The 19,233-nt window shown below is 60.9% G+C and carries 19 protein-coding genes; 16 read left to right on the top strand and 3 right to left on the bottom strand.

The annotated features are described in order from the left end of the window. Positions 1-116: 116 nt before the first annotated feature. Positions 117-1,085 (bottom strand): polyprenyl synthetase family protein, encoded by a 969-nt coding sequence (locus ACLK1G_RS24110; RefSeq protein ID WP_420767649.1) that lies wholly within the window; start codon positions 1,083-1,085, stop codon positions 117-119. Between the two features lie 252 nt (positions 1,086-1,337). Between ACLK1G_RS24110 and rplU the strand changes: the two genes are divergently transcribed. The 5 genes from rplU to ACLK1G_RS24085 all read left to right on the top strand — a co-directional run bounded on the left by rplU (position 1,338) and on the right by ACLK1G_RS24085 (position 5,188). Then, positions 1,338-1,652: a 50S ribosomal protein L21 gene (gene rplU / locus ACLK1G_RS24105; RefSeq protein ID WP_003176051.1), complete on the top strand. Its 315-nt coding sequence runs from the start codon at positions 1,338-1,340 to the stop codon at positions 1,650-1,652. A 35-nt stretch (positions 1,653-1,687) separates the two neighbouring features. After that, a complete protein-coding gene (rpmA, locus tag ACLK1G_RS24100; protein ID WP_053153633.1) occupies positions 1,688-1,945 on the top strand; it encodes a 50S ribosomal protein L27 in 258 nt (85 codons plus the stop codon). A 191-nt stretch (positions 1,946-2,136) separates the two neighbouring features. Then, positions 2,137-3,360 carry an Obg family GTPase CgtA gene (gene cgtA / locus ACLK1G_RS24095; protein WP_039593902.1) on the top strand — a complete coding sequence of 408 codons (1,224 nt, stop codon included), beginning with the start codon at positions 2,137-2,139 and terminating at the stop codon, positions 3,358-3,360. A 235-nt stretch (positions 3,361-3,595) separates the two neighbouring features. Continuing rightward, on the top strand, positions 3,596-4,714 hold the full coding sequence (gene proB / locus ACLK1G_RS24090) for a glutamate 5-kinase (protein WP_420767648.1): 1,119 nt from the start codon (positions 3,596-3,598) through the stop codon (positions 4,712-4,714). 9 nt (positions 4,715-4,723) lie between these two features. Continuing rightward, a complete protein-coding gene (locus ACLK1G_RS24085) occupies positions 4,724-5,188 on the top strand; it encodes a CreA family protein (protein ID WP_420767647.1) in 465 nt (154 codons plus the stop codon). A gap of 187 nt (positions 5,189-5,375) precedes the next feature. Here ACLK1G_RS24085 and rpsT read toward each other — a convergent pair whose 3' ends face one another. After that, complete coding sequence (gene rpsT / locus ACLK1G_RS24080) at positions 5,376-5,654, bottom strand: 30S ribosomal protein S20 (protein ID WP_020798646.1); 279 nt, start codon at positions 5,652-5,654, stop codon at positions 5,376-5,378. A 254-nt stretch (positions 5,655-5,908) separates the two neighbouring features. Here rpsT and murJ point away from each other — a divergent pair, with 254 nt between their 5' ends. The 6 genes from murJ to ispH all read left to right on the top strand — a co-directional run bounded on the left by murJ (position 5,909) and on the right by ispH (position 13,378). Next, positions 5,909-7,447 (top strand): murein biosynthesis integral membrane protein MurJ, encoded by a 1,539-nt coding sequence (gene murJ, locus ACLK1G_RS24075; RefSeq protein ID WP_420767646.1) that lies wholly within the window; start codon positions 5,909-5,911, stop codon positions 7,445-7,447. Positions 7,448-7,576: 129 nt separating this feature from the next. Beyond that, the gene (ribF, locus tag ACLK1G_RS24070) at positions 7,577-8,515 is read left to right on the top strand and encodes a bifunctional riboflavin kinase/FAD synthetase (protein WP_420767645.1); all 939 of its coding nucleotides are present in this window, start codon (positions 7,577-7,579) and stop codon (positions 8,513-8,515) included. Positions 8,516-8,528: 13 nt separating this feature from the next. Beyond that, entirely contained in the window at positions 8,529-11,360 is a 2,832-nt protein-coding gene (ileS, locus tag ACLK1G_RS24065) for an isoleucine--tRNA ligase (RefSeq protein ID WP_420767644.1), read from the top strand. Next, entirely contained in the window at positions 11,353-11,865 is a 513-nt protein-coding gene (gene lspA, locus ACLK1G_RS24060; RefSeq protein ID WP_420767643.1) for a signal peptidase II, read from the top strand. Before ileS ends, lspA begins: the two co-directional genes overlap by 8 nt. Beyond that, positions 11,858-12,295: an FKBP-type peptidyl-prolyl cis-trans isomerase gene (gene fkpB / locus ACLK1G_RS24055; RefSeq protein ID WP_420767642.1), complete on the top strand. Its 438-nt coding sequence runs from the start codon at positions 11,858-11,860 to the stop codon at positions 12,293-12,295. The genes lspA and fkpB overlap by 8 nt, the downstream gene beginning before the upstream one ends. 135 nt (positions 12,296-12,430) lie before the next feature. After that, positions 12,431-13,378: a 4-hydroxy-3-methylbut-2-enyl diphosphate reductase gene (gene ispH, locus ACLK1G_RS24050; RefSeq protein ID WP_420767641.1), complete on the top strand. Its 948-nt coding sequence runs from the start codon at positions 12,431-12,433 to the stop codon at positions 13,376-13,378. Here the strand turns inward: ispH and ACLK1G_RS24045 are convergent. Then, complete coding sequence (locus ACLK1G_RS24045) at positions 13,332-13,871, bottom strand: GspH/FimT family pseudopilin (protein ID WP_420767640.1); 540 nt, start codon at positions 13,869-13,871, stop codon at positions 13,332-13,334. The two genes, ispH and ACLK1G_RS24045, sit on opposite strands and share 47 nt — an antisense overlap. Positions 13,872-14,012: 141 nt before the next feature. Between ACLK1G_RS24045 and ACLK1G_RS24040 the strand changes: the two genes are divergently transcribed. The 5 genes from ACLK1G_RS24040 to ACLK1G_RS24020 are packed head-to-tail and all read left to right on the top strand — an operon-like array spanning position 14,013 to position 19,224. Continuing rightward, the gene (locus ACLK1G_RS24040) at positions 14,013-14,486 is read left to right on the top strand and encodes a GspH/FimT family pseudopilin (RefSeq protein WP_420767639.1); all 474 of its coding nucleotides are present in this window, start codon (positions 14,013-14,015) and stop codon (positions 14,484-14,486) included. Further along, positions 14,483-14,944: a type IV pilus modification protein PilV gene (pilV, locus tag ACLK1G_RS24035; RefSeq protein WP_420767638.1), complete on the top strand. Its 462-nt coding sequence runs from the start codon at positions 14,483-14,485 to the stop codon at positions 14,942-14,944. The genes ACLK1G_RS24040 and pilV overlap by 4 nt, the downstream gene beginning before the upstream one ends. Then, positions 14,941-15,654, top strand: a complete 714-nt coding sequence (locus ACLK1G_RS24030) for a PilW family protein (protein ID WP_420767637.1) — start codon at positions 14,941-14,943, stop codon at positions 15,652-15,654. The genes pilV and ACLK1G_RS24030 overlap by 4 nt, the downstream gene beginning before the upstream one ends. Further along, positions 15,651-16,145 (top strand): pilus assembly PilX family protein, encoded by a 495-nt coding sequence (locus tag ACLK1G_RS24025; RefSeq protein ID WP_420767636.1) that lies wholly within the window; start codon positions 15,651-15,653, stop codon positions 16,143-16,145. Before ACLK1G_RS24030 ends, ACLK1G_RS24025 begins: the two co-directional genes overlap by 4 nt. Further along, positions 16,132-19,224 carry a pilus assembly protein gene (locus ACLK1G_RS24020; protein ID WP_420767635.1) on the top strand — a complete coding sequence of 1,031 codons (3,093 nt, stop codon included), beginning with the start codon at positions 16,132-16,134 and terminating at the stop codon, positions 19,222-19,224. The genes ACLK1G_RS24025 and ACLK1G_RS24020 overlap by 14 nt, the downstream gene beginning before the upstream one ends. Positions 19,225-19,233: the final 9 nt, after the last annotated feature.

Below are 19,233 nucleotides of genomic sequence, written 5' to 3'. Positions count from 1 at the left end.
GGTTCCTTGGTATCAGGAGGGCAAAAGGGCGCACATTGTATAGGGTTTTAAGTCAAAGGGGGCAGCGCAGTGAAACACCCCTGTGGCGCAAGCTCGCTCCCACAGGGCTTCTGTCATCAATGGGTGCGGGCGACCGCAAACTCGCTCAGTTCCACCAGCGCATCGCGGTACTCGCTGGCCGGTAGGGCGTCGAGACACTTGATTGCGCGGGCGACGTAGTCCTGGGCCAATTTCGCGGTGTATTCCAGCGATCCGGAAGCTTCGACCGCGATCCGGATGCTCTCCAGGTCCTCGATCCCGCCTTTCTGGATCGCCTGGCGTACCAAAGCTGCCTGTTCAGGCGTGCCTTCACGCATGGTGTAGATCAGCGGCAGGGTCGGCTTGCCTTCGGCCAGGTCGTCACCGACGTTCTTGCCCAGGGTCTCGGCGTCGCCCTTGTAGTCCAGCAGGTCGTCCACCAGCTGGAAGGCCACGCCCAGGTGGTCGCCAAAGGTGCGCAGGGCTTCGCTCTGCTCGGCGGTGGCACCGGCCAGGGCGGCGGCGCTGTGGGTCGAGGCTTCGAAGAGCATCGCGGTCTTGCCGCGAATGACCTCCATGTAGGTTTCTTCGGTGGTGCTGGCATCGCGCACCTTGGACAACTGCAGCACTTCGCCTTCGGCGATGATGCGCGTGGCCTGGGACAGGATCTTCATTACCGGCATCGAGCCCAGCTCGACCATCATTTCGAACGAGCGCGAGTACAGGAAATCACCCACCAGCACGCTCGGGGCGTTGCCCCACATGGCGTTGGCGGTCGAACGGCCACGGCGCATGCCGGACATGTCGACGACGTCGTCATGCAGCAGGGTCGCGGTGTGCAGGAATTCGATGGTGGCGGCGAGCAGGCGCATGTCGTCGCCTTCGCGACCCAGTGCCTTGCCGCACAGTAGCACCAATAAAGGACGCAGGCGCTTGCCGCCGGCCGACGTGATGTAGTCGCCGATTTTCGATACCAGCGGCACGCGGGACGTCAGCTGCTTCTTGATGATACCGTCGACGGCACTAAAATCGTCCGCCACTGCGCGGTAGAAAGCTTGGGGTTGCATCAGCGACAGGCGCTCCAGAAGGGTTGCGCGGCATGCTAGGACCCACGTCCGCAGGTGTCAAGGCGCATGCTTCTACAGTGCGGGGCGGCCACTTGCAAGGCTCGGTCAGCTTGCGTACAATCGCGCACCCTGAACTTCCTGGGCAGCACCTGCCTTACGCAATTGCATCCGGGCCTTCCAGCCCATGCAGCCATGCCAGCCAATACCTCTTCTTATAAAGCGCTGGGTGAGCAGGATTATCGGAGAAATACCATGTCGTATGCAGTAATCGTTACTGGTGGCAAGCAATACAAGGTCGCCCCAGGTGAATACCTGAAGATCGAAAAACTGGAAATCGCTACCGGCGAATCCGTGACTTTTGATCGCGTTCTGTTGGTCGCCAATGGCGATGACGTGAATATCGGCGCTCCAGTCGTTGCTGGCGCTACCGTTGTGGCTGAAGTGATCTCCCAAGGTCGTCACGATAAAGTCCGCATCATCAAGTTCCGTCGTCGTAAGCACCACATGAAGCGTATGGGCCACCGCCAGTGGTACACCGAGATCAAAATCACCGGTATTCAGGCTTAATTTCAGCCTAATTCCTCACTAGGAGAATTGAACTCATGGCACACAAAAAAGCTGGTGGTAGTACCCGTAACGGTCGCGACTCAGAAGCCAAACGCCTTGGCGTGAAGATGTATGGCGGCCAGGCTATCAAAGCGGGCAACATCATCGTGCGTCAGCGCGGCACCCAATTCCACGCTGGCTACGGCGTTGGCATGGGTAAGGATCACACCCTCTTCGCTAAAATCGAAGGCGTGATCAAGTTCGAAGTAAAAGGCGCCTTCGGTCGTCGTTACGTAAGCGTTATCGCAGCTTAATTGCGAGACCGCTGGAAAAGCCCTGTCTTGCGACGGGGCTTTTTCGTTTGTGGGGTGAGTCTCTTGCAAAACTGTTTGTATGGGCTGTCGGCGCTGCGGTTGGGGCGTGTTTTGAGGTCGCTGCGCTCATTTTTGCAAGAGTCTTATGTCTTGTTTTTTTCGGCTCGTCCGTACGGCGAGAGGCGTGTGTCATGAAGTTTGTTGATGAAGTATCGATTCGAGTAAAGGCTGGCGACGGCGGCAATGGCTGCATGAGTTTCCGTCGGGAAAAATTCATTGAAAACGGTGGCCCGAACGGTGGTGACGGGGGCGACGGCGGCTCGATCTACATGCTCGCCGATGAAAACCTCAATACCCTGGTGGACTACCGTTACACCCGGCATTTCGATGCAGAGCGTGGCTCCAACGGTGGCAGCACCGACTGCACCGGCAAGAAGGGCGAAGACCTGATCCTGCGCGTGCCGGTCGGTACCACGGTGATCGATTCCGCCACCCAGGAAGTCATCGGCGACCTGACCAAGGCCGGCCAGCGTTTGCTGGTGGCCCATGGTGGCTGGCACGGTCTGGGCAACACCCGTTTCAAATCCAGTACCAACCGCGCGCCGCGCCAGACCACGCCAGGCAAGCCCGGCGAACAGCGTGACCTGAAGCTGGAAATGAAAGTGTTGGCCGATGTGGGTCTGTTAGGTCTGCCGAATGCCGGTAAAAGTACCTTCATTCGCTCGGTGTCGGCGGCCAAGCCTAAAGTGGCCGACTACCCGTTCACCACCCTGGTGCCAAACCTGGGCGTGGTCAGTGTCGACCGTTGGAAAAGCTTCGTGATCGCCGACATTCCGGGGCTGATCGAAGGCGCTTCCGAGGGTGCCGGCCTGGGCATTCGCTTCCTCAAGCACTTGTCCCGTACCCGCCTGTTGCTGCACCTCGTCGACATGGCGCCTCTGGATGAAACCAGTGCTGCCGATGCTGCCGAAGTCATCGTCAACGAGCTGACCAAGTTCAGCCCGGCCCTGGCCGAGCGCGACCGTTGGCTGGTGCTGAACAAGTGCGACCAGATCCTCGAGGAAGAGCACGAGGAGCGGGTCAAGGAGATCGTCGATCGCCTGGAGTGGGAAGGTCCGGTCTACGTGATCTCGGCCATCGCCAAGGAAAACACCGAGCGTCTGTGCCACGACATCATGCGTTACCTGGAAGATCGCGCCGATCGCCTGGCCAACGACCCGGCCTACAAGGAAGAGCTGGCCGAGCTCGACCAGCGCATCGAAGACGAGGCGCGCGCCCAGTTGCAGGCGCTGGACGACCAGCGTGCCTTGCGCCGCAGTGGCGTCAAGTCGGTCCATGACATCGGTGACGACGATTGGGACGAAGAAGATGTGGATGACGAGGACGGTCCGGAGATCATCTACGTCCGCGACTGATCTTGTGCTGATGCCGGCCGCTTGAAGGCAAAACCTGTGGGAGCGAGCAGGCTCGCTCCCACAAGGATTCTCGTGTGGCTGGCATTAACTGGTCCAGGGCGGTGTTATCATCGCAGCCAGCCGGTTTCCAAGGCGCCGCTCAATCGAGCGGCGTTTTGGTATCTGTAAAACGCAAATACGAATAATCCCATGGGCGGCGCTGGGTCGCGCCGTTCGCTGGCAAAGGTTGAAGAAAATGCGGAGCAAGGTGACGGGTGCGCAGCGCTGGGTCGTCAAGATCGGCAGCGCACTGCTGACGGCGGATGGCAAGGGCCTGGATCGCACGGCTATGGCGGTGTGGGTCGAACAGATGGTGGCCTTGCATGAGGCGGGTGTCGAGTTGGTGTTGGTCTCTTCCGGGGCCGTGGCTGCCGGCATGAGTCGCCTGGGCTGGACGTCGCGACCCAGCGCGATGCATGAGCTGCAAGCTGCCGCCGCCATCGGCCAGATGGGCCTGGTCCAGGCTTGGGAGTCGAGCTTCGCCGAGCATGGCCGCCACACGGCGCAGATCCTGCTGACCCATGACGACCTGTCCGACCGCAAGCGCTACCTCAATGCCCGCAGTACGTTGCGGGCGTTGGTCGAGCTGAAGGTTATCCCGGTTATCAACGAGAACGACACGGTGGTCACCGACGAAATCCGTTTTGGCGACAACGACACCCTGGCCGCGCTGGTGGCGAACCTGGTGGAGGCGGATCTGCTGGTGATCCTCACGGATCGCGACGGCATGTTCGATGCCGATCCACGCAACAATCCCGACGCCAAGCTGATCTACGAGGCCCGCGCCGATGATCCGGCGCTGGATGCCGTGGCGGGTGGCACCGGCGGGGCTTTGGGGCGTGGCGGCATGCAGACCAAGCTGCGCGCGGCGCGCCTGGCGGCCCGTTCCGGGGCGCATACGATTATCGTGGGTGGTCGGCTGGAACGTGTATTGGATCGCCTGAAGGCTGGCGAGCGTATCGGAACATTGTTGTCGCCCGAGCGCGGCATGCTGGCGGCACGCAAGCAATGGTTGGCCGGGCATCTGCAAACCCGTGGCACCTTGGTGCTGGATGCGGGGGCGGTGTCGGCCTTGTCCCAGGGCAACAAGAGTTTGCTGCCAGTGGGCGTGAAGCTGGTCCAGGGCAGTTTTCGTCGCGGCGAGATGGTGGTCTGCGTCGCGCCGGACGGTCGCGAAATCGCCCGCGGCCTGGCCAACTACAGCGCGTTGGAAGCGCAGAAAATCATCGGCCAGTCGTCTGATGCGATCGTCGGCTTGTTGGGTTACATGGCGGAGCCCGAATTGGTCCACCGTGACAACCTGATCCTCGTCTAAGGAAAAAACATGGGTATGGCAAAAGGATTGATCGGCTTACTGCTGGCACTGCCGCTGCTGGCTTCGGCCGAGGAAATCGGCCAGGTCTCGACGGTGTTCAAGTTTGTCGGGCCGAACGATCGGATCGTGGTCGAGGCGTTTGACGATCCCAAGGTGGACGGCGTGACCTGTTACCTGTCGCGAGCCAAGACCGGTGGTGTTAAAGGCGGTCTGGGCCTGGCCGAAGATCGCGCCGAGGCGTCCATCGCCTGTCGGCAGGTCGGGCCCATCAGCTTCAAGGGCGACCTCAAGGACGGCGAAGAGGTGTTCCGCGAGCGCACTTCGTTGGTGTTCAAGACCATGCAGGTGGTGCGGTTCCTCGACAAGAAGCGCAATACGCTGGTGTATCTGGTCTATAGCGATCGCGTGATCGAGGGCAGCCCGCAAAATGCGGTGACGGCGATTCCGATCCTGCCGTGGGCTCGGGCTCAATAACCTACGCTCAATGCCCCTGTGTGGGAGCGAGCTTGCCTCGCGAATACGGTGTGTCAGGTGGCATCAATGCTGCTGGCAGACAGCATTCGCGAGCAAGCTCGCTCCCACAGTTTTTTTGCTGTGTGGCTGATAAATCCCAGGCAATAAAAAACCGACCCTGAGGTCGGTTTTTTAACGAGCGCGTCGCTTAGGCAGCAGCGGCAACGTTCAAGGCCTTTACGTGGCCATTCAGGCGGCTCTTATGGCGAGCAGCCTTGTTCTTGTGGATGATGCCTTTATCGGCCATGCGGTCGATAACTGGCACAGCCAGAACGTAAGCAGCTTGTGCTTTTTCAGCGTCTTTTGCGTCGATGGCCTTGACTACATTCTTGATGTAGGTACGGACCATGGAACGCAGGCTGGCGTTGTGGCTGCGACGCTTCTCAGCCTGTTTTGCACGTTTTTTGGCGGAAGGTGAGTTGGCCACCGTCGAGCTCCTCGAAAGACTTTTTAGGAAATAGCAAACAAAATAGGCCGCGAATCATGCCGATGAGTTGAGGTCTTGTCAAGGGCGGGTGACACGTTCCGCTGAATGGCAGGTGCGGCGCACCGAATGATTTCTTTCCGGCGTGCGACCTGTAAACTCGCGGGCTTTGGCGCTGTGCTGTTTAGCGGCGCGGAGTATCGCACAAGTGGGCGCATTGTTCGCCTGCTGTTTATCGACAGGCAAAAACTCTTTTCATGAATCTGCTTAAATCGTTGGCTGCCGTCAGCTCTATCACGATGCTTTCCCGTGTCCTTGGGTTCGTTCGCGATACGCTGATCGCCCGGATATTCGGTGCCGGAATGGCCACCGACGCCTTCTTCATTGCGTTCAAATTGCCCAACCTGCTGCGGCGAATCTTTGCCGAAGGGGCTTTTTCCCAGGCCTTCGTGCCGATCCTGGCGGAATATAAAAGCCAGAAGGGCGACGAGGCGACCCGCACCTTCATCGCCTATGTAACGGGGTTGCTGACGCTGGTGTTGGCACTTGTCACGGCCGCCGGCATGCTCGCCGCGCCTTGGGTGATCTGGGCCACCGCGCCAGGGTTCACCGACACGCCGGAAAAGTTCCAGCTCACCTCGGATCTGTTGCGGGTGACCTTTCCTTATATATTGCTGATTTCCCTGTCGTCGCTGGCCGGGGCGATCCTCAATACCTGGAACCGCTTTTCGGTGCCGGCCTTCGTGCCGACGCTGCTCAATGTCAGCATGATCGTGTTTGCGTTGTTCCTGACGCCGTATTTCGATCCACCGGTAATGGCCCTGGGATGGGCGGTATTGGTGGGTGGCCTGGCGCAGTTGCTCTATCAACTGCCGCACCTGAAGAGGATCGGCATGCTGGTGCTGCCGCGGCTGAACCTGCGCGACAGCGGCGTGTGGCGCGTCATGAAGCAGATGCTGCCGGCGATTCTCGGTGTCTCGGTGAGTCAGATCTCGCTGATCATCAACACTATTTTTGCCTCGTTTCTGGTGGCTGGCTCGGTGTCGTGGATGTACTACGCCGACCGCTTGATGGAGTTGCCGTCCGGCGTGCTGGGCGTGGCGCTGGGCACGATTCTGTTGCCGACCCTGGCCAAGACCTACGCCAGCCAGGATCGCCATGAGTACTCGCGGATCCTCGATTGGGGCCTGCGCCTGTGCTTCGTGCTGGTCCTGCCTTGCGCGCTGGCGTTGGGGATCCTCGCCGAGCCGCTGACCGTTTCCTTGTTCCAGTACGGTCAATTCAATGCATTTGATGCCCTGATGACGCAGCGGGCACTGATTGCCTATTCGGTGGGGCTGCTCGGGATCATCGTGATCAAGGTCCTTGCGCCAGGTTTCTATGCCCAGCAGAACATCCGCACGCCAGTGAAGATCGCGGTCTTCACGCTGGTGATGACCCAGCTGTTCAACCTGCTGCTCATCGGTCCCCTGGCCCATGCCGGCCTGGCCTTGGCAATCAGTGCAGGGGCCTGCCTCAACGCCGGGCTGCTGTTTTATCAACTGCGCAAGCAGAAGATGTATCAACCGCTGCCGGGCTGGGGCAAGTTCGGCCTCAAGCTGCTGGTCGCCGTGGCGGTGATGTCGGCGGTATTGTTGGCCGGGATGCACTTCATGCCGGCTTGGGGCGAAGGGCAGATGCTCGAGCGTTTCCTGCGCCTGGGCGTGTTGGTCGTGGCGGGCGTGGTGGCGTATTTCGGCATGTTGCTGCTGATGGGGTTCCGTTTGCGCGACTTCAATCGCAAAGCCTTGAACTGAGCACCTGCTCTGTATGATCACGGGCCCGACGGCGGTTTTGTCGGTTCGATCACTTTGGGTTACGGTGTTGCCTGTCACCGACCGCCGGGTGTGGTTATAATCGGCCACTTTATGAGCAAGAAGCGCGTTATGCAGCTGGTTCGAGGCCTTCACAACCTGCGTCCCCGCCATCGGGGCTGTGTCGCCACCATTGGCAACTTCGACGGTGTCCACCGTGGTCACCAGGCTATCCTGGCGCGGCTGCGCGAGCGTGCGCTGGAATTGGGCCTGCCCAGCTGCGTGGTGATCTTCGAGCCGCAGCCCCGGGAGTTTTTCGCCCCGGACACCGCTCCGGCCCGCTTGGCGCGGCTGCGGGACAAGCTGCAGCTGCTGGCCGCCGAAGGCGTCGACCGGGTCCTGTGCCTGGCCTTCAACCAGCGCCTGAGCAAACTCAGTGCCGCCGAATTCGTCGATACCATCCTGGTGGATGGTCTCGATGTGAAACACTTGGAAGTCGGCGATGACTTCCGTTTTGGCTGTGATCGGTCCGGAGATTTTGATTACCTGCAACAGGCAGGTATCGCCCAGGGCTTCACGGTTGAAGCGGCGCAGACCGTCGAGATGGACGGTTTGCGCGTCAGCAGCACCCAGGTCCGCAACGCCTTGGCGGCCGCCGACTTCGAATTGGCCGAGCGCTTGCTCGGCCGGCCGTACCGGATTGCCGGGCGGATCCTGCATGGGCAGAAACTGGCGCGCCAATTAGGCACGCCAACGGCCAACGTGCAGCTCAAGCGCCGTCGTGTGCCGCTCACCGGGGTGTTCCTGGTGAGTGTCGACATCGATGGCAAGACCTGGCCCGGCGTCGCCAATATCGGTGTACGGCCGACGGTCCAGGGAGATGGCAAGGCCCATCTCGAAGTACACATTCTGGATTTTGCCGGCGATCTGTATGACCGGCGTTTGACGGTGGTTTTCCACCAGAAGCTGCGTGAAGAGCAGCGTTTTGCCTCTCTGGAGGCGCTCAAGACGGCGATCCATGCAGATATCGCCGCCGCCCGTGCCCTTGTCGCAACCAGCGCCAATCGCTAATGAAGAGCCTTAAATGACCGACTATAAAGCCACGCTAAACCTTCCGGACACCGCCTTCCCAATGAAGGCCGGCCTGCCTCAGCGCGAACCACAGATTCTGCAGCGTTGGGACAGCATTGGCCTGTACGGAAAGTTGCGCGAAATTGGCAAGGATCGTCCGAAGTTCGTCCTGCACGACGGCCCTCCGTACGCCAACGGCACCATCCACATCGGTCACGCGCTGAACAAGATTCTCAAGGACATGATCATCCGCTCCAAGACCCTGTCGGGTTTTGACGCGCCGTATGTCCCGGGCTGGGACTGCCACGGCCTGCCGATCGAGCACAAGGTCGAGGTGACCCACGGCAAGAACCTGGGCGCGGACAAGACCCGCGAGCTGTGCCGTGCCTATGCCACCGAGCAGATCGAAGGGCAGAAATCCGAATTCATCCGCCTCGGCGTGTTGGGCGACTTCGCCAACCCGTACAAGACCATGAACTTTGCGAACGAAGCCGGCGAAATCCGTGCCTTGGCGAAAATCGTCGAGGGTGGCTTCGTGTTCAAGGGCCTCAAGCCCGTGAACTGGTGCTTCGATTGCGGTTCGGCCCTGGCCGAGGCGGAAGTCGAGTACGAAAACAAGAAGTCCTCGACCATCGATGTCGCATTCCCGATCGCTGATGAAGACAAGCTCGCCGCCGCGTTCGGCCTGGGCAAGCTGGCCAAGCCGGCGGCTATCGTGATCTGGACCACCACCCCGTGGACCATCCCGGCCAACCAGGCGCTGAACGTCCACCCGGAATTCAACTACGCCCTGGTCGATGTCGGTGACAAGCTGCTGGTGTTGGCCGAAGAGCTGGTCGAATCCTGCCTGGCCCGTTACGGCCTCGAAGGTTCGGTGGTTGCCACCGCGCCAGGTTCGGCGTTGGAACTGATCAATTTCCGCCATCCGTTCTACGACCGTCTGTCGCCGGTGTACCTGGCCGACTACGTGGAACTGGGCGCGGGCACCGGCGTGGTTCACTCCGCGCCGGCCTATGGCGTTGACGACTTCGTGACCTGCAAGAAATACGGCATGGTCAACGATGACATCCTCAACCCGGTGCAGAGCAATGGCGTGTACGTGCCGTCGCTGGAATTCTTCGGCGGCCAGTTCATCTGGAAAGCGAACCCGGCCATCGTCGACAAGCTGACCGAAGTCGGCGCGCTGTTGCACACCACCGTCATCGAGCACAGCTACATGCACTGCTGGCGCCACAAGACCCCGCTGATCTACCGTGCCACGGCGCAGTGGTTCATCGGCATGGACAAGCAGCCCACCAGCGGCGACACCCTGCGCCAGCGTTCGCTCAAGGCTATCGAAGAGACCCAGTTCGTGCCGGCCTGGGGCCAGGCGCGCCTGCACTCGATGATCGCCAACCGTCCGGACTGGTGCATTTCTCGCCAGCGTAACTGGGGCGTGCCGATTCCGTTCTTCCTGAACAAGGAAAGCGGCGAGCTGCACCCGCGTACTGTCGAGCTGATGGAACAAGTTGCCCAGCGCGTCGAAGCCGAAGGCATCGAAGCCTGGTTCAAGCTGGACGCCGCCGAGCTGCTGGGCGACGAAGCGCCGCTGTACGACAAGATCAGCGACACCCTGGACGTCTGGTTCGACTCCGGCACCACCCACTGGCACGTGCTGCGCGGTTCACACCCGATGGGCCACGAGACCGGCCCGCGCGCCGACCTGTACCTGGAAGGTTCGGACCAGCATCGCGGCTGGTTCCACTCGTCCTTGCTGACCGGTTGCGCCATCGACAACCACGCGCCGTACCGCGAGCTGCTGACCCACGGCTTCACCGTCGACGAGTCCGGCCGCAAGATGTCCAAGTCCCTGGGCAACGTGATCGCGCCGCAGAAAGTCAACGACACCCTCGGCGCTGACATCATGCGCTTGTGGGTTGCATCCACCGATTACTCCGGCGAGATGGCGGTTTCCGAGCAGATCCTGCAACGCAGCGCCGACGCCTACCGGCGAATCCGTAACACCGCGCGTTTTCTGCTCTCGAACCTGACCGGCTTCAACCCGGCCACCGACCTGTTACCGGCCGAAGACATGCTCGCCCTGGATCGCTGGGCCGTGGACCGTACCTTGCTGCTGCAACGTGAATTGCAGGAACACTACGGCGAATACCGTTTCTGGAACGTCTACTCCAAGATCCACAACTTCTGCGTGCAGGAGCTCGGTGGTTTCTACCTCGACATCATCAAGGATCGCCAGTACACCACCGGCGCCAACAGCAAGGCGCGCCGTTCCTGCCAGACCGCGCTGTTCCACATCAGCGAAGCGCTGGTGCGCTGGATCGCGCCGATCCTGGCGTTCACCGCCGATGAGCTGTGGGAATACCTGCCGGGCGAGCGCAATGAATCGGTGATGCTCAACACCTGGTACGAAGGCCTGACCGAACTGCCGCAAGGCTTCGAGCTGGACCGTGCGTACTGGGATCGAGTGATGGCGGTCAAGGCAGCGGTCAACAAGGAAATGGAAATCCAGCGGGCGGCCAAGGCCGTCGGCGGCAACCTGCAAGCCGAAGTGACCCTCTACACCGAAGACGCCCTGGGCGCCGACCTGGCCAAACTGGGCAACGAGCTGCGCTTCGTGCTGATCACCTCCACCGCCAGTGTCGCGCCGTTGGCGCAGGCGCCGGCCGATGCTGTGGTCACCGAAGTGAGTGGCCTGAAGCTCAAGGTGGTCAAGTCGAGCTTCGTCAAATGCGCCCGTTGCTGGCATTGCCGTGAAGACGTCGGCGTGAACCCGGAGCATCCGGAAATCTGCGGTCGTTGCGTCGACAACATCAGCGGCACAGGCGAGGTTCGCCACTATGCCTAATGTGGCGGGCCGTTTCGGGCGGCTGGGCTGGCTCTGGTTGAGCGTGCTGGTGCTGGTGATCGACCAGGCCAGCAAGTACTACTTCGAGGGTTCGTTGACCCTGTACCAGCAGATCGTGGTCATTCCTGACTACTTCAGCTGGACACTGGCCTACAACACCGGTGCAGCGTTCAGCTTCCTGGCCGACAGCTCGGGCTGGCAGCGCTGGCTGTTCGCGCTGATCGCCGTGGTGGTCAGCGCCGTGCTGGTGGTCTGGCTCAAGCGCCTGGGGCGTGACGAAACCTGGCTGGCGGTGGCGCTGGCCTTGGTCCTGGGTGGGGCGCTGGGCAATCTCTACGATCGGATTGCCTTGGGCCACGTCGTCGATTTCATCCTGGTGCATTGGCAGAATCGCTGGTACTTCCCCGCGTTCAACTTTGCCGACAGCGCCATCAGCGTGGGCGCCGTGATGCTCGCCCTGGATATGTTCAAGAGCAAGAAAACCGGAGAAGCCGTCCATGACTGAGCAGCGTATCGCTCAAAACACCGAAGTGAAGCTTCACTTCGCCCTGCACCTGGAAAACGGCGACACGGTCGACAGCACTTTCGACAAGGCGCCGGCGGTGTTCAAGGTCGGCGACGGCAACCTGCTGCCGGGCTTCGAGGCGGCGCTCTTCGGTTTCAAGGCCGGCGACAAGCGCACCGTGGTCGTTCCACCGGAAAATGCCTTTGGTCAGCCCAACCCGCAAAACGTGCAGACCATGCCACGCTCGCAATTCCAGGACATGGAACTGTCCGAGGGCTTGCTGGTGATTTTCAACGATGCGGCCAATGCCGAGCTGCCGGGTGTGGTGAAGGCTTTCGACGATGCCCAGGTGACGGTGGACTTCAACCATCCATTGGCGGGCAAGACCTTGAGTTTCGAAGTGGAAATTCTTGAGGTCAAGGCGGTTTAAGGTTTAACGGCAATTATCGCCCCCACAATACCTGTGGGAGCGAGCCTGCTCGCGAAAGCTGAGTCAAAGTCGCCATCGAGTTGACTGATCCACCGTATCGCGAGCAGGCTCGCTCCCACAGACACGAGGCACAGCATGCAAATCAAACTCGCCAACCCCCGTGGCTTCTGCGCTGGCGTGGACCGGGCGATCGAAATCGTCAACCGCGCCCTGGAAGTCTTCGGGCCTCCGATCTACGTGCGCCATGAAGTGGTGCACAACAAGTTCGTCGTCGAGGACCTGCGCAGTCGCGGGGCCATTTTCGTCGAGGAACTGGACCAGGTGCCGGACGACGTCATCGTGATCTTCAGTGCCCACGGCGTTTCCCAGGCGGTGCGTACCGAAGCCGCCGGTCGCGGCCTGAAGGTGTTCGACGCCACATGCCCATTGGTCACCAAGGTTCACATCGAGGTGGCCCGCTACAGTCGTGACGGTCGCGAATGCATCCTGATCGGGCACGAGGGCCATCCGGAAGTTGAAGGCACCATGGGCCAGTATGACGCCAGCAACGGCGGCGCCATCTACCTGGTCGAGGACGAGGAAGACGTGGCGGCCTTGCAGGTGCGCAATCCTGAAAAGCTCGCTTTTGTCACCCAGACCACTCTGTCCATGGACGACACCAGTCGGGTCATCGATGCCTTGCGTTCGCGTTTCCCGGCTATCGGCGGACCGCGCAAGGATGACATCTGCTACGCGACCCAAAACCGTCAGGACGCGGTCAAGCAACTGGCCAACGAATGCGATGTGGTCCTGGTGGTCGGCAGCCCGAACAGCTCCAACTCCAATCGCTTGCGCGAACTGGCCGAGCGCATGTCCACCCCGGCCTACCTGATCGATGGTGCCGAAGACATGCAGCGCAGCTGGTTCGACGGCGTCGAGCGGATCGGCATCACCGCCGGTGCTTCCGCGCCGGAAGTCCTGGTACGTGGCGTAATCGAGCAGTTGCAGGCCTGGGGCGCCACCGGGGCTGACGAGCTGGCCGGTCGCGAGGAAAACATTACGTTTTCGATGCCGAAGGAACTGCGCGTCCGCTCCCTGCTTTAAGTCCTTTTGCGCACAGGGCCTGTTCGGCTTCGATACTTTCCAGACGGACGCGGCCGGAGGGCGCCAATATCACCTGGTGATGGCTGACCGGTTCGCGCTTGGCGCAGACATGCAGCGTGCCGGCCTGGAAAGAGCCATTGAGGTGCAGCGCTTCCCCCTGGCTGCCGAATCTCACCCTGCGTTTGACCGTCGAGTTGCCGATCACCCGAGCGTGTGCGCTGCGCTCCATCAGCAAGGTTTTCTCCTTGTTGTCCAGCGTGATCCGCCAGCCTTTGCCCCAATCGTTGTCTATTCCTTGTATCAGCACCCGGCGGTTGCGCGTGATGGCTTCGCTGCGGGCGCTGCGCAACCCGCTGAGCAGCAATTGTGCCGTGTCCTCGCGCTGCATGGATTCGATCAGCTCTTTGCAGCTTGTGCCGGCCCACGGCAGAACAATCGCGGCAATTGCCAGTCCCATGAGCAGTTCGAGCAGGCTGAAGCCTTGTTGGTACATGACGTCTCCTCCCTGGAGAGTATGAAGCGGCGCGATTGGCAGGAAGCATGTTGTGGCGAGGGAGCAAGCTCCCTCGCCACAAGCGGTGGTTTGTTCTAGCGTTGTAGAAGCAGGTATAGCCGACGGCAACGGAGGGCATCGATGGATCTTCGTACAAAAGGTTTCACGCTGATCGAGCTGCTGGTGGCCCTCGGTGTGCTGTTGATCCTGATCACCATGGCGGTGCCGTCGTTCACCGGGTCGCTGCAAAGCAGCAAGGCCGATACCGAGATCGGCGACTTGCGCCGTGCCTTGAACTTCGCGCGAATGGAAGCGATCAATCGTGGCATTACCACGCGAATTCGTCCCACGACGCAGGGCGGAGCCTGGAGTGGTGAGTTGACCGTGTATGACAGCACCGGCAATCCGGCCAATGTATTGCGGGTTGTTCCAGCGATGGGCAGCGGCGTGACTCTGACGCTAACCTCAGATGTGACCAGTATCGATTTCAACAACCTGGGCGGATTATCGGCACCGGCCACGCCGGTGAGTTTCAGTTACGTACGGGGGGCGCAGAGCAGGACGCTCAGTGTTTGCCTCAATGGACGAATTGTATTGGATGGAAGTTGCGGATGAAGGGTTGCAGTAGACGGGCACAGGAGGGCATGACGCTGATCGAGGTGCTGGTGGCGGTGCTGATCCTTGGCGTGGGCCTGTTGGGGGCGGCGATGGTCCAGCTCAATGCGCTCAAGTACACCGACAGCTCGCGCATGACCAGCCAGGCCAGCTTCATCGCCTACGACCTGATGGACCGTATCCGCGCCAATTCAGCCGCCGACTACACCATCACGCCGCCCAGCTCACCCAATCTCAGCGTGGCCCGGGACCAGGACCTGTACGACTTCAAGACCAACATCGTCGCCTTCGGCGGCGCCACGGCCACGGGCACTGTCGCGCTGAACCAACGGGTCTACACCATCACCATTTCCTGGGACGATGCCCGGGCCGCCAACACGACAAACACAGGGCAGGCCAGGCGTAGCTTCGTATTGACCAGCCGTGTCGCCGTCGACCCGGTGGCGACGCCACCATGAATAGAAGCAACCGGGGATTCGGCCTGATTGAATTGATGATCGCGCTGGTGATCAGCCTGGTCGTGGTGTTGGGCGTCGTGCAGATTTTCATCTCGGCCAAGAACACCTATGTCAGCCAGAACGCTGCGGCGGTGATGCAGGAGGACGCACGGTTTGCCTTGAGCAAGATGATCCAGGAGATTCGCATGGTGGGCATGTTTGGCTGCCTGGCGACCATCACCGATGCCTCTTCGAACAATGATTTCGCCGCCAGCCAGCTCACCCCGATTCGCTGGGACAACGCCAACCGAAGGTTGACCCTGGTGACGGCCGACATCGGCAACAGCGGCGGCACGCCGGCCTGGACGATCATTTCCGACTGCCGTAACACGGCGACCGCCTACACCGGGGCGCGATTACCGGCGAGCGGGCAATTGGCTTTTCCGATTCGTCGTTTGATCTACGGTTTCAGCAACAATCAACTGCTCCTGGGCAGTGGCCGCGGCAACCCGACCATGGCGGTGCTGGTGGACAACGTGCGGGCGTTCGACGTGACCTTTGGCGTGGCCGACAGTGCGACGGATATCGCGGCCACCAACTACAGCGCCAACCCGACCGACCCGGCGCTGATTCGCAGCGTGCGCTTGACACTGACGCTGTTCGATCCGAGGAACAGCGTGCGCGACCAGACCTTCAACGTGGTTGCCGCCTTGCGCAACCGGCTGCCATGAGGGAGCGACCGATGACTTCGACAGGCCTCGGACATCGCCAGCGCGGCATGGCATTGCTGGTCAGCCTGGTTTTTTTGCTGCTATTGACGCTGATCGGCCTGTCGTCGATGCAGAGCGCCACGCTCCAGGAAAAAATGACCGGCAGCGTCATGCAGCGCAACCAGTCGTTCCAACTGGCCGAGGCTGCGCTGAGGGTGGGGGAAAGCGCTGTGCAGGTCGAGACGTATTCATTGCCGGTCTGTAGCACCCCGGCACAATGTGCTCCACCGGCCGAGTCGGCGACGGTGACAGGGGCGGGGCGTAATTCGTCGTCGGGGGTGCTCTGGGTGGCCGCCGCGGGCGGCTTTTATGGCGTGCAGAATATCGGCACGACCCTTGCGGCAGTCAACGTGCCGGTCAATACCTCGGCGACGTTGTATCGGATCACTGCGGTGGCTGTGGTGGGCAACAATCAGCGCAGCGTGGTGGAGAGCATCTATGCGAAGTATTAGGGCGCTGCTCGGTTCGTTGTGGGGGGCGTTGCTCAGCCTTTACCTGGCGGCGCCGGTCTATGGCTTCACGCCTTCGGAGTCGCCACTGTTGAGCGCGGCGGCGGTGACGCCCAACGTGATGCTGCTGATCGATGATTCCGGGAGCATGAACAACATCATCTGGGCCGCCGGCTTTGATCCGGCGGCGACGCAGACGCGCACCTTTGCATGTAACGCCAGTAACAACTGCAACGACAGGTATGAGCTGGATCAGGACGATTCGAACATTCTGTTGGTGAGCCTGTTGCGGGGCGGCTGCTTGTCTGGCTGGTACGGCTTCTATCGGACCGGCATCGGGCGAATCTGCCTGCGACTGCCAGATCCGGTGGGCGGGGGTAATACCCGTTACGCGGGGAAGTACCTGGCCTATCTGGTAACCCTGGCCAACGGTGCCAGCCGGGACTTCACCACGGGGACGATTCCCAACGATTATCGCATCAACGTTGCACGGGATGTCTCGACCGACCTGGTCGCCAATAACCGCGCCCTGCGCATTGGCCTTGCCACCTTCAACCCGCCCAACAGCAGCAACTCCGGCCCGGGCGGCTACATTGCCCGGGCCATCAGCGATCTTTCTTCAGTCAGTGGCAGCGTGACCCAGGCCCAGGCCAACAATAACTACAGCGCCTTGATCAACGCCATCAACGGCTTGGGCGCCGTTGCCAACACGCCTTTGGCCGAAAGTTATTACGAAGTCACCCGCTATTTCCGAGGCATAGCGCCGTATTACAACGGTACACCCAGCACCTATACCAGCCCGATCCAATACCGATGCCAGAAGAACTTTGGCGTGGTGATCACGGATGGCCTGCCCACCTATGACCGCACGTTTCCAACCAACGACCCCCTAGGGGGCAACCGCTTGCCGAACTGGGATGGCATCAGTGCCAACGATGGTGCCAGCTCCAGCGGCGATGCGGAGGGCGACACGCTTTATCTGGATGACATCGCCAAGTTCGCCTTCGACATTGACATGCGCACCACAGGCACCGATGTCACCGGCAAGAGCTGGGATGGGGCCGAGTTTCGCCGGCAGTACCTCAACACTTATACCGTAGGGTTTGCCGTTACTAACCAGATGCTTTCCGACGCCGCTCGCTATGGTGCGGGCAAATATTATCCGGCCACCGACAGCGAGGGCTTGAACTCGGCGCTGTCATCGGCCCTCAGCGACATCACCTCCAAGGCCGGTTCGGGAGGCGGCGGCACCAGCAATGGCGCCACGCTCTCAAGCACCTCCAGTTACTACCAGACCACCTATGACCCCAGGGATTGGCGCGGGACCATCAAGGCGTTCGGTTTCAACTCCACCGGGACGGTCAACACGGCGGCGGTTCAATGGACTACCGACACCGCTATCGTGCCCGGCGCGACGGCGCCGATCTATCAGTCCTGGAACACCGCCACCAATGTGCCGGTAACCCTGGCCTACGGGAACTTCTCCCCGGCTCAGCAGACCAGCCTGAGCCAAGGCCTGCCTGCAGGGATCACCGGCAACGATTTGGTGGAATGGAGCAAGGGCATCAACAAGACCGGGCTGAAAGCGCGCAGCGCCTTGCTCGGGGACATCATCAATTCACCGCTGCTGCTGGCTTCGCCCAACGACCAGACCGCCTCCGACCTGGTGAATGACACCAGCTACAGCGCCTACCTGACGACCAAGGCGGCGAACATGAACGCCAGCCTGGTGGTGAACGCCAACGATGGTTTCTTCAGCGTCATCAACAGTACGAACGGCACCCGGCGTTACGCTTACATGCCATCGAGCGTCCTGCCGTCGTTGCAGCTCATCGCCGACCCCAGCTACGTCAACGGTGTAAGCCACAAATTCCTGGTGGATGGGCAGCTCGGCGTTTTTGATGCACAACTGGGCTCCGTCTGGAAAACCCTTGCCCTGGGCGGAACCGGCGCGGGTGGCCGGGCTTTTTATGCGGTGCAACTGTTCGATGCATCGGCGGGCAACGCGATTCGGGCGTTGTGGGAAATCAGCGCGCCGACGGTCGCCAACACAGCGCACCCCTTCAATGACCTGGGCTACGCCTACGCACGCCCCGAAGTGGCGCGGTTGGCGGACGGTCGCTGGGCCGCGTTCATTTCCAATGGGTACGGCAGCAACACCGGTGTGGCCGCGCTGTACGTGGTGGACATTCGCGACGGTTCGCTGATCCGGAAAATCATCGTCAACAGCAGCGAAACCAATAACGGGCTGTCGTCGGTCAAGCTTCGGGTCAATTCCCAGAATGTGGTTCAGGCCGCCTATGGCGGTGACCTGAGAGGGCGGATGTGGAAGTTCGACCTCAGTGGTACCTCACCGAACACCTGGGGCCTGGCATTCGCCGGTCAGCCATTGTTCACCGCCCCCGGCGGGACGACCCAGCCGATTACCGCCCAACCTTTGCTGGCGGAAAACCCCCAGGGCGGCATTCAGGTGTTTTTCGGCACGGGCAAATTCAACGAGTCCGTGGACAAGCTCAACAAGGATCTGCAGGGGTTCTATTCAATCTGGGACGCCACTGGCGGCACGGGGCAGATCACCGTCTCGAGCCTGCAAGCCCAGTCAATCACGGGTATCTTTTCCGGCGCTACGGGGCAGTTCATAACGACCAGCGAGACCGACGTGGCCTATCCCACGAAGAAAGGCTGGTATCTGCCGCTGACATACAACAATGCGCTCACCGGCGAGCGTGTCATCAATCCGGCCAACCTGGTACTTGGTCGCGTTGTCTTCACCACGGCCGCCGTGGACACCACCGACCCATGCGCCAGCTTCGGTACCGGCAAATTGATCGAAGTGGATGCGTTCAACGGTAAGATGCTCAACTATGCGGTACTCGATACCAATAACGATGGTTCGCTCAACAGCCTCGACACGATTTCCGCCGGCGTGGTGTTCACGGGCGGGATCCCGACCCTAAGCGCGGTGGTCAGTGCCAACGGGGCTACTAATATGATCGTGAACGACTCCGGTGGTGGTATCACCGATCTGCTGGGCAAAGCCGTCGGCGGCAGCCGCCGCATCATGTGGCGACAAATACAGTGAGAGGCAAGG

The organism is Pseudomonas algeriensis (genome assembly GCF_048847255.1).
Classification (GTDB): Bacteria; Pseudomonadota; Gammaproteobacteria; order Pseudomonadales; family Pseudomonadaceae; genus Aquipseudomonas.
The sequence above is the reverse complement of the archived record's forward strand: the minus strand, read 5'-3'. Positions and strand labels throughout refer to the sequence as shown.

Excerpts from the sequence above, each read along its gene's own strand:
- rplU (WP_003176051.1), top strand. The coding sequence starts at position 1,338 with ATGTCGTATGCAGTAATCGTTACTGGTGGCAAGCAATACAAGGTCGCC.
- lspA (WP_420767643.1), top strand. The coding sequence starts at position 11,353 with ATGCCTAATGTGGCGGGCCGTTTCGGGCGGCTGGGCTGGCTCTGGTTG.
- proB (WP_420767648.1), top strand. The coding sequence starts at position 3,596 with ATGCGGAGCAAGGTGACGGGTGCGCAGCGCTGGGTCGTCAAGATCGGC.
- cgtA (WP_039593902.1), top strand. The coding sequence starts at position 2,137 with ATGAAGTTTGTTGATGAAGTATCGATTCGAGTAAAGGCTGGCGACGGC.
- ACLK1G_RS24040 (WP_420767639.1), top strand. The coding sequence starts at position 14,013 with ATGGATCTTCGTACAAAAGGTTTCACGCTGATCGAGCTGCTGGTGGCC.
- ACLK1G_RS24020 (WP_420767635.1), top strand. The coding sequence starts at position 16,132 with ATGCGAAGTATTAGGGCGCTGCTCGGTTCGTTGTGGGGGGCGTTGCTC.
- pilV (WP_420767638.1), top strand. The coding sequence starts at position 14,483 with ATGAAGGGTTGCAGTAGACGGGCACAGGAGGGCATGACGCTGATCGAG.
- ACLK1G_RS24025 (WP_420767636.1), top strand. The coding sequence starts at position 15,651 with ATGAGGGAGCGACCGATGACTTCGACAGGCCTCGGACATCGCCAGCGC.
- ACLK1G_RS24030 (WP_420767637.1), top strand. The coding sequence starts at position 14,941 with ATGAATAGAAGCAACCGGGGATTCGGCCTGATTGAATTGATGATCGCG.
- murJ (WP_420767646.1), top strand. The coding sequence starts at position 5,909 with ATGAATCTGCTTAAATCGTTGGCTGCCGTCAGCTCTATCACGATGCTT.
- ACLK1G_RS24110 (WP_420767649.1), bottom strand. The coding sequence starts at position 1,085 with ATGCAACCCCAAGCTTTCTACCGCGCAGTGGCGGACGATTTTAGTGCC.
- ACLK1G_RS24085 (WP_420767647.1), top strand. The coding sequence starts at position 4,724 with ATGGGTATGGCAAAAGGATTGATCGGCTTACTGCTGGCACTGCCGCTG.
- fkpB (WP_420767642.1), top strand. The coding sequence starts at position 11,858 with ATGACTGAGCAGCGTATCGCTCAAAACACCGAAGTGAAGCTTCACTTC.
- ispH (WP_420767641.1), top strand. The coding sequence starts at position 12,431 with ATGCAAATCAAACTCGCCAACCCCCGTGGCTTCTGCGCTGGCGTGGAC.
- ileS (WP_420767644.1), top strand. The coding sequence starts at position 8,529 with ATGACCGACTATAAAGCCACGCTAAACCTTCCGGACACCGCCTTCCCA.
- ACLK1G_RS24045 (WP_420767640.1), bottom strand. The coding sequence starts at position 13,871 with ATGTACCAACAAGGCTTCAGCCTGCTCGAACTGCTCATGGGACTGGCA.
- ribF (WP_420767645.1), top strand. The coding sequence starts at position 7,577 with ATGCAGCTGGTTCGAGGCCTTCACAACCTGCGTCCCCGCCATCGGGGC.
- rpmA (WP_053153633.1), top strand. The coding sequence starts at position 1,688 with ATGGCACACAAAAAAGCTGGTGGTAGTACCCGTAACGGTCGCGACTCA.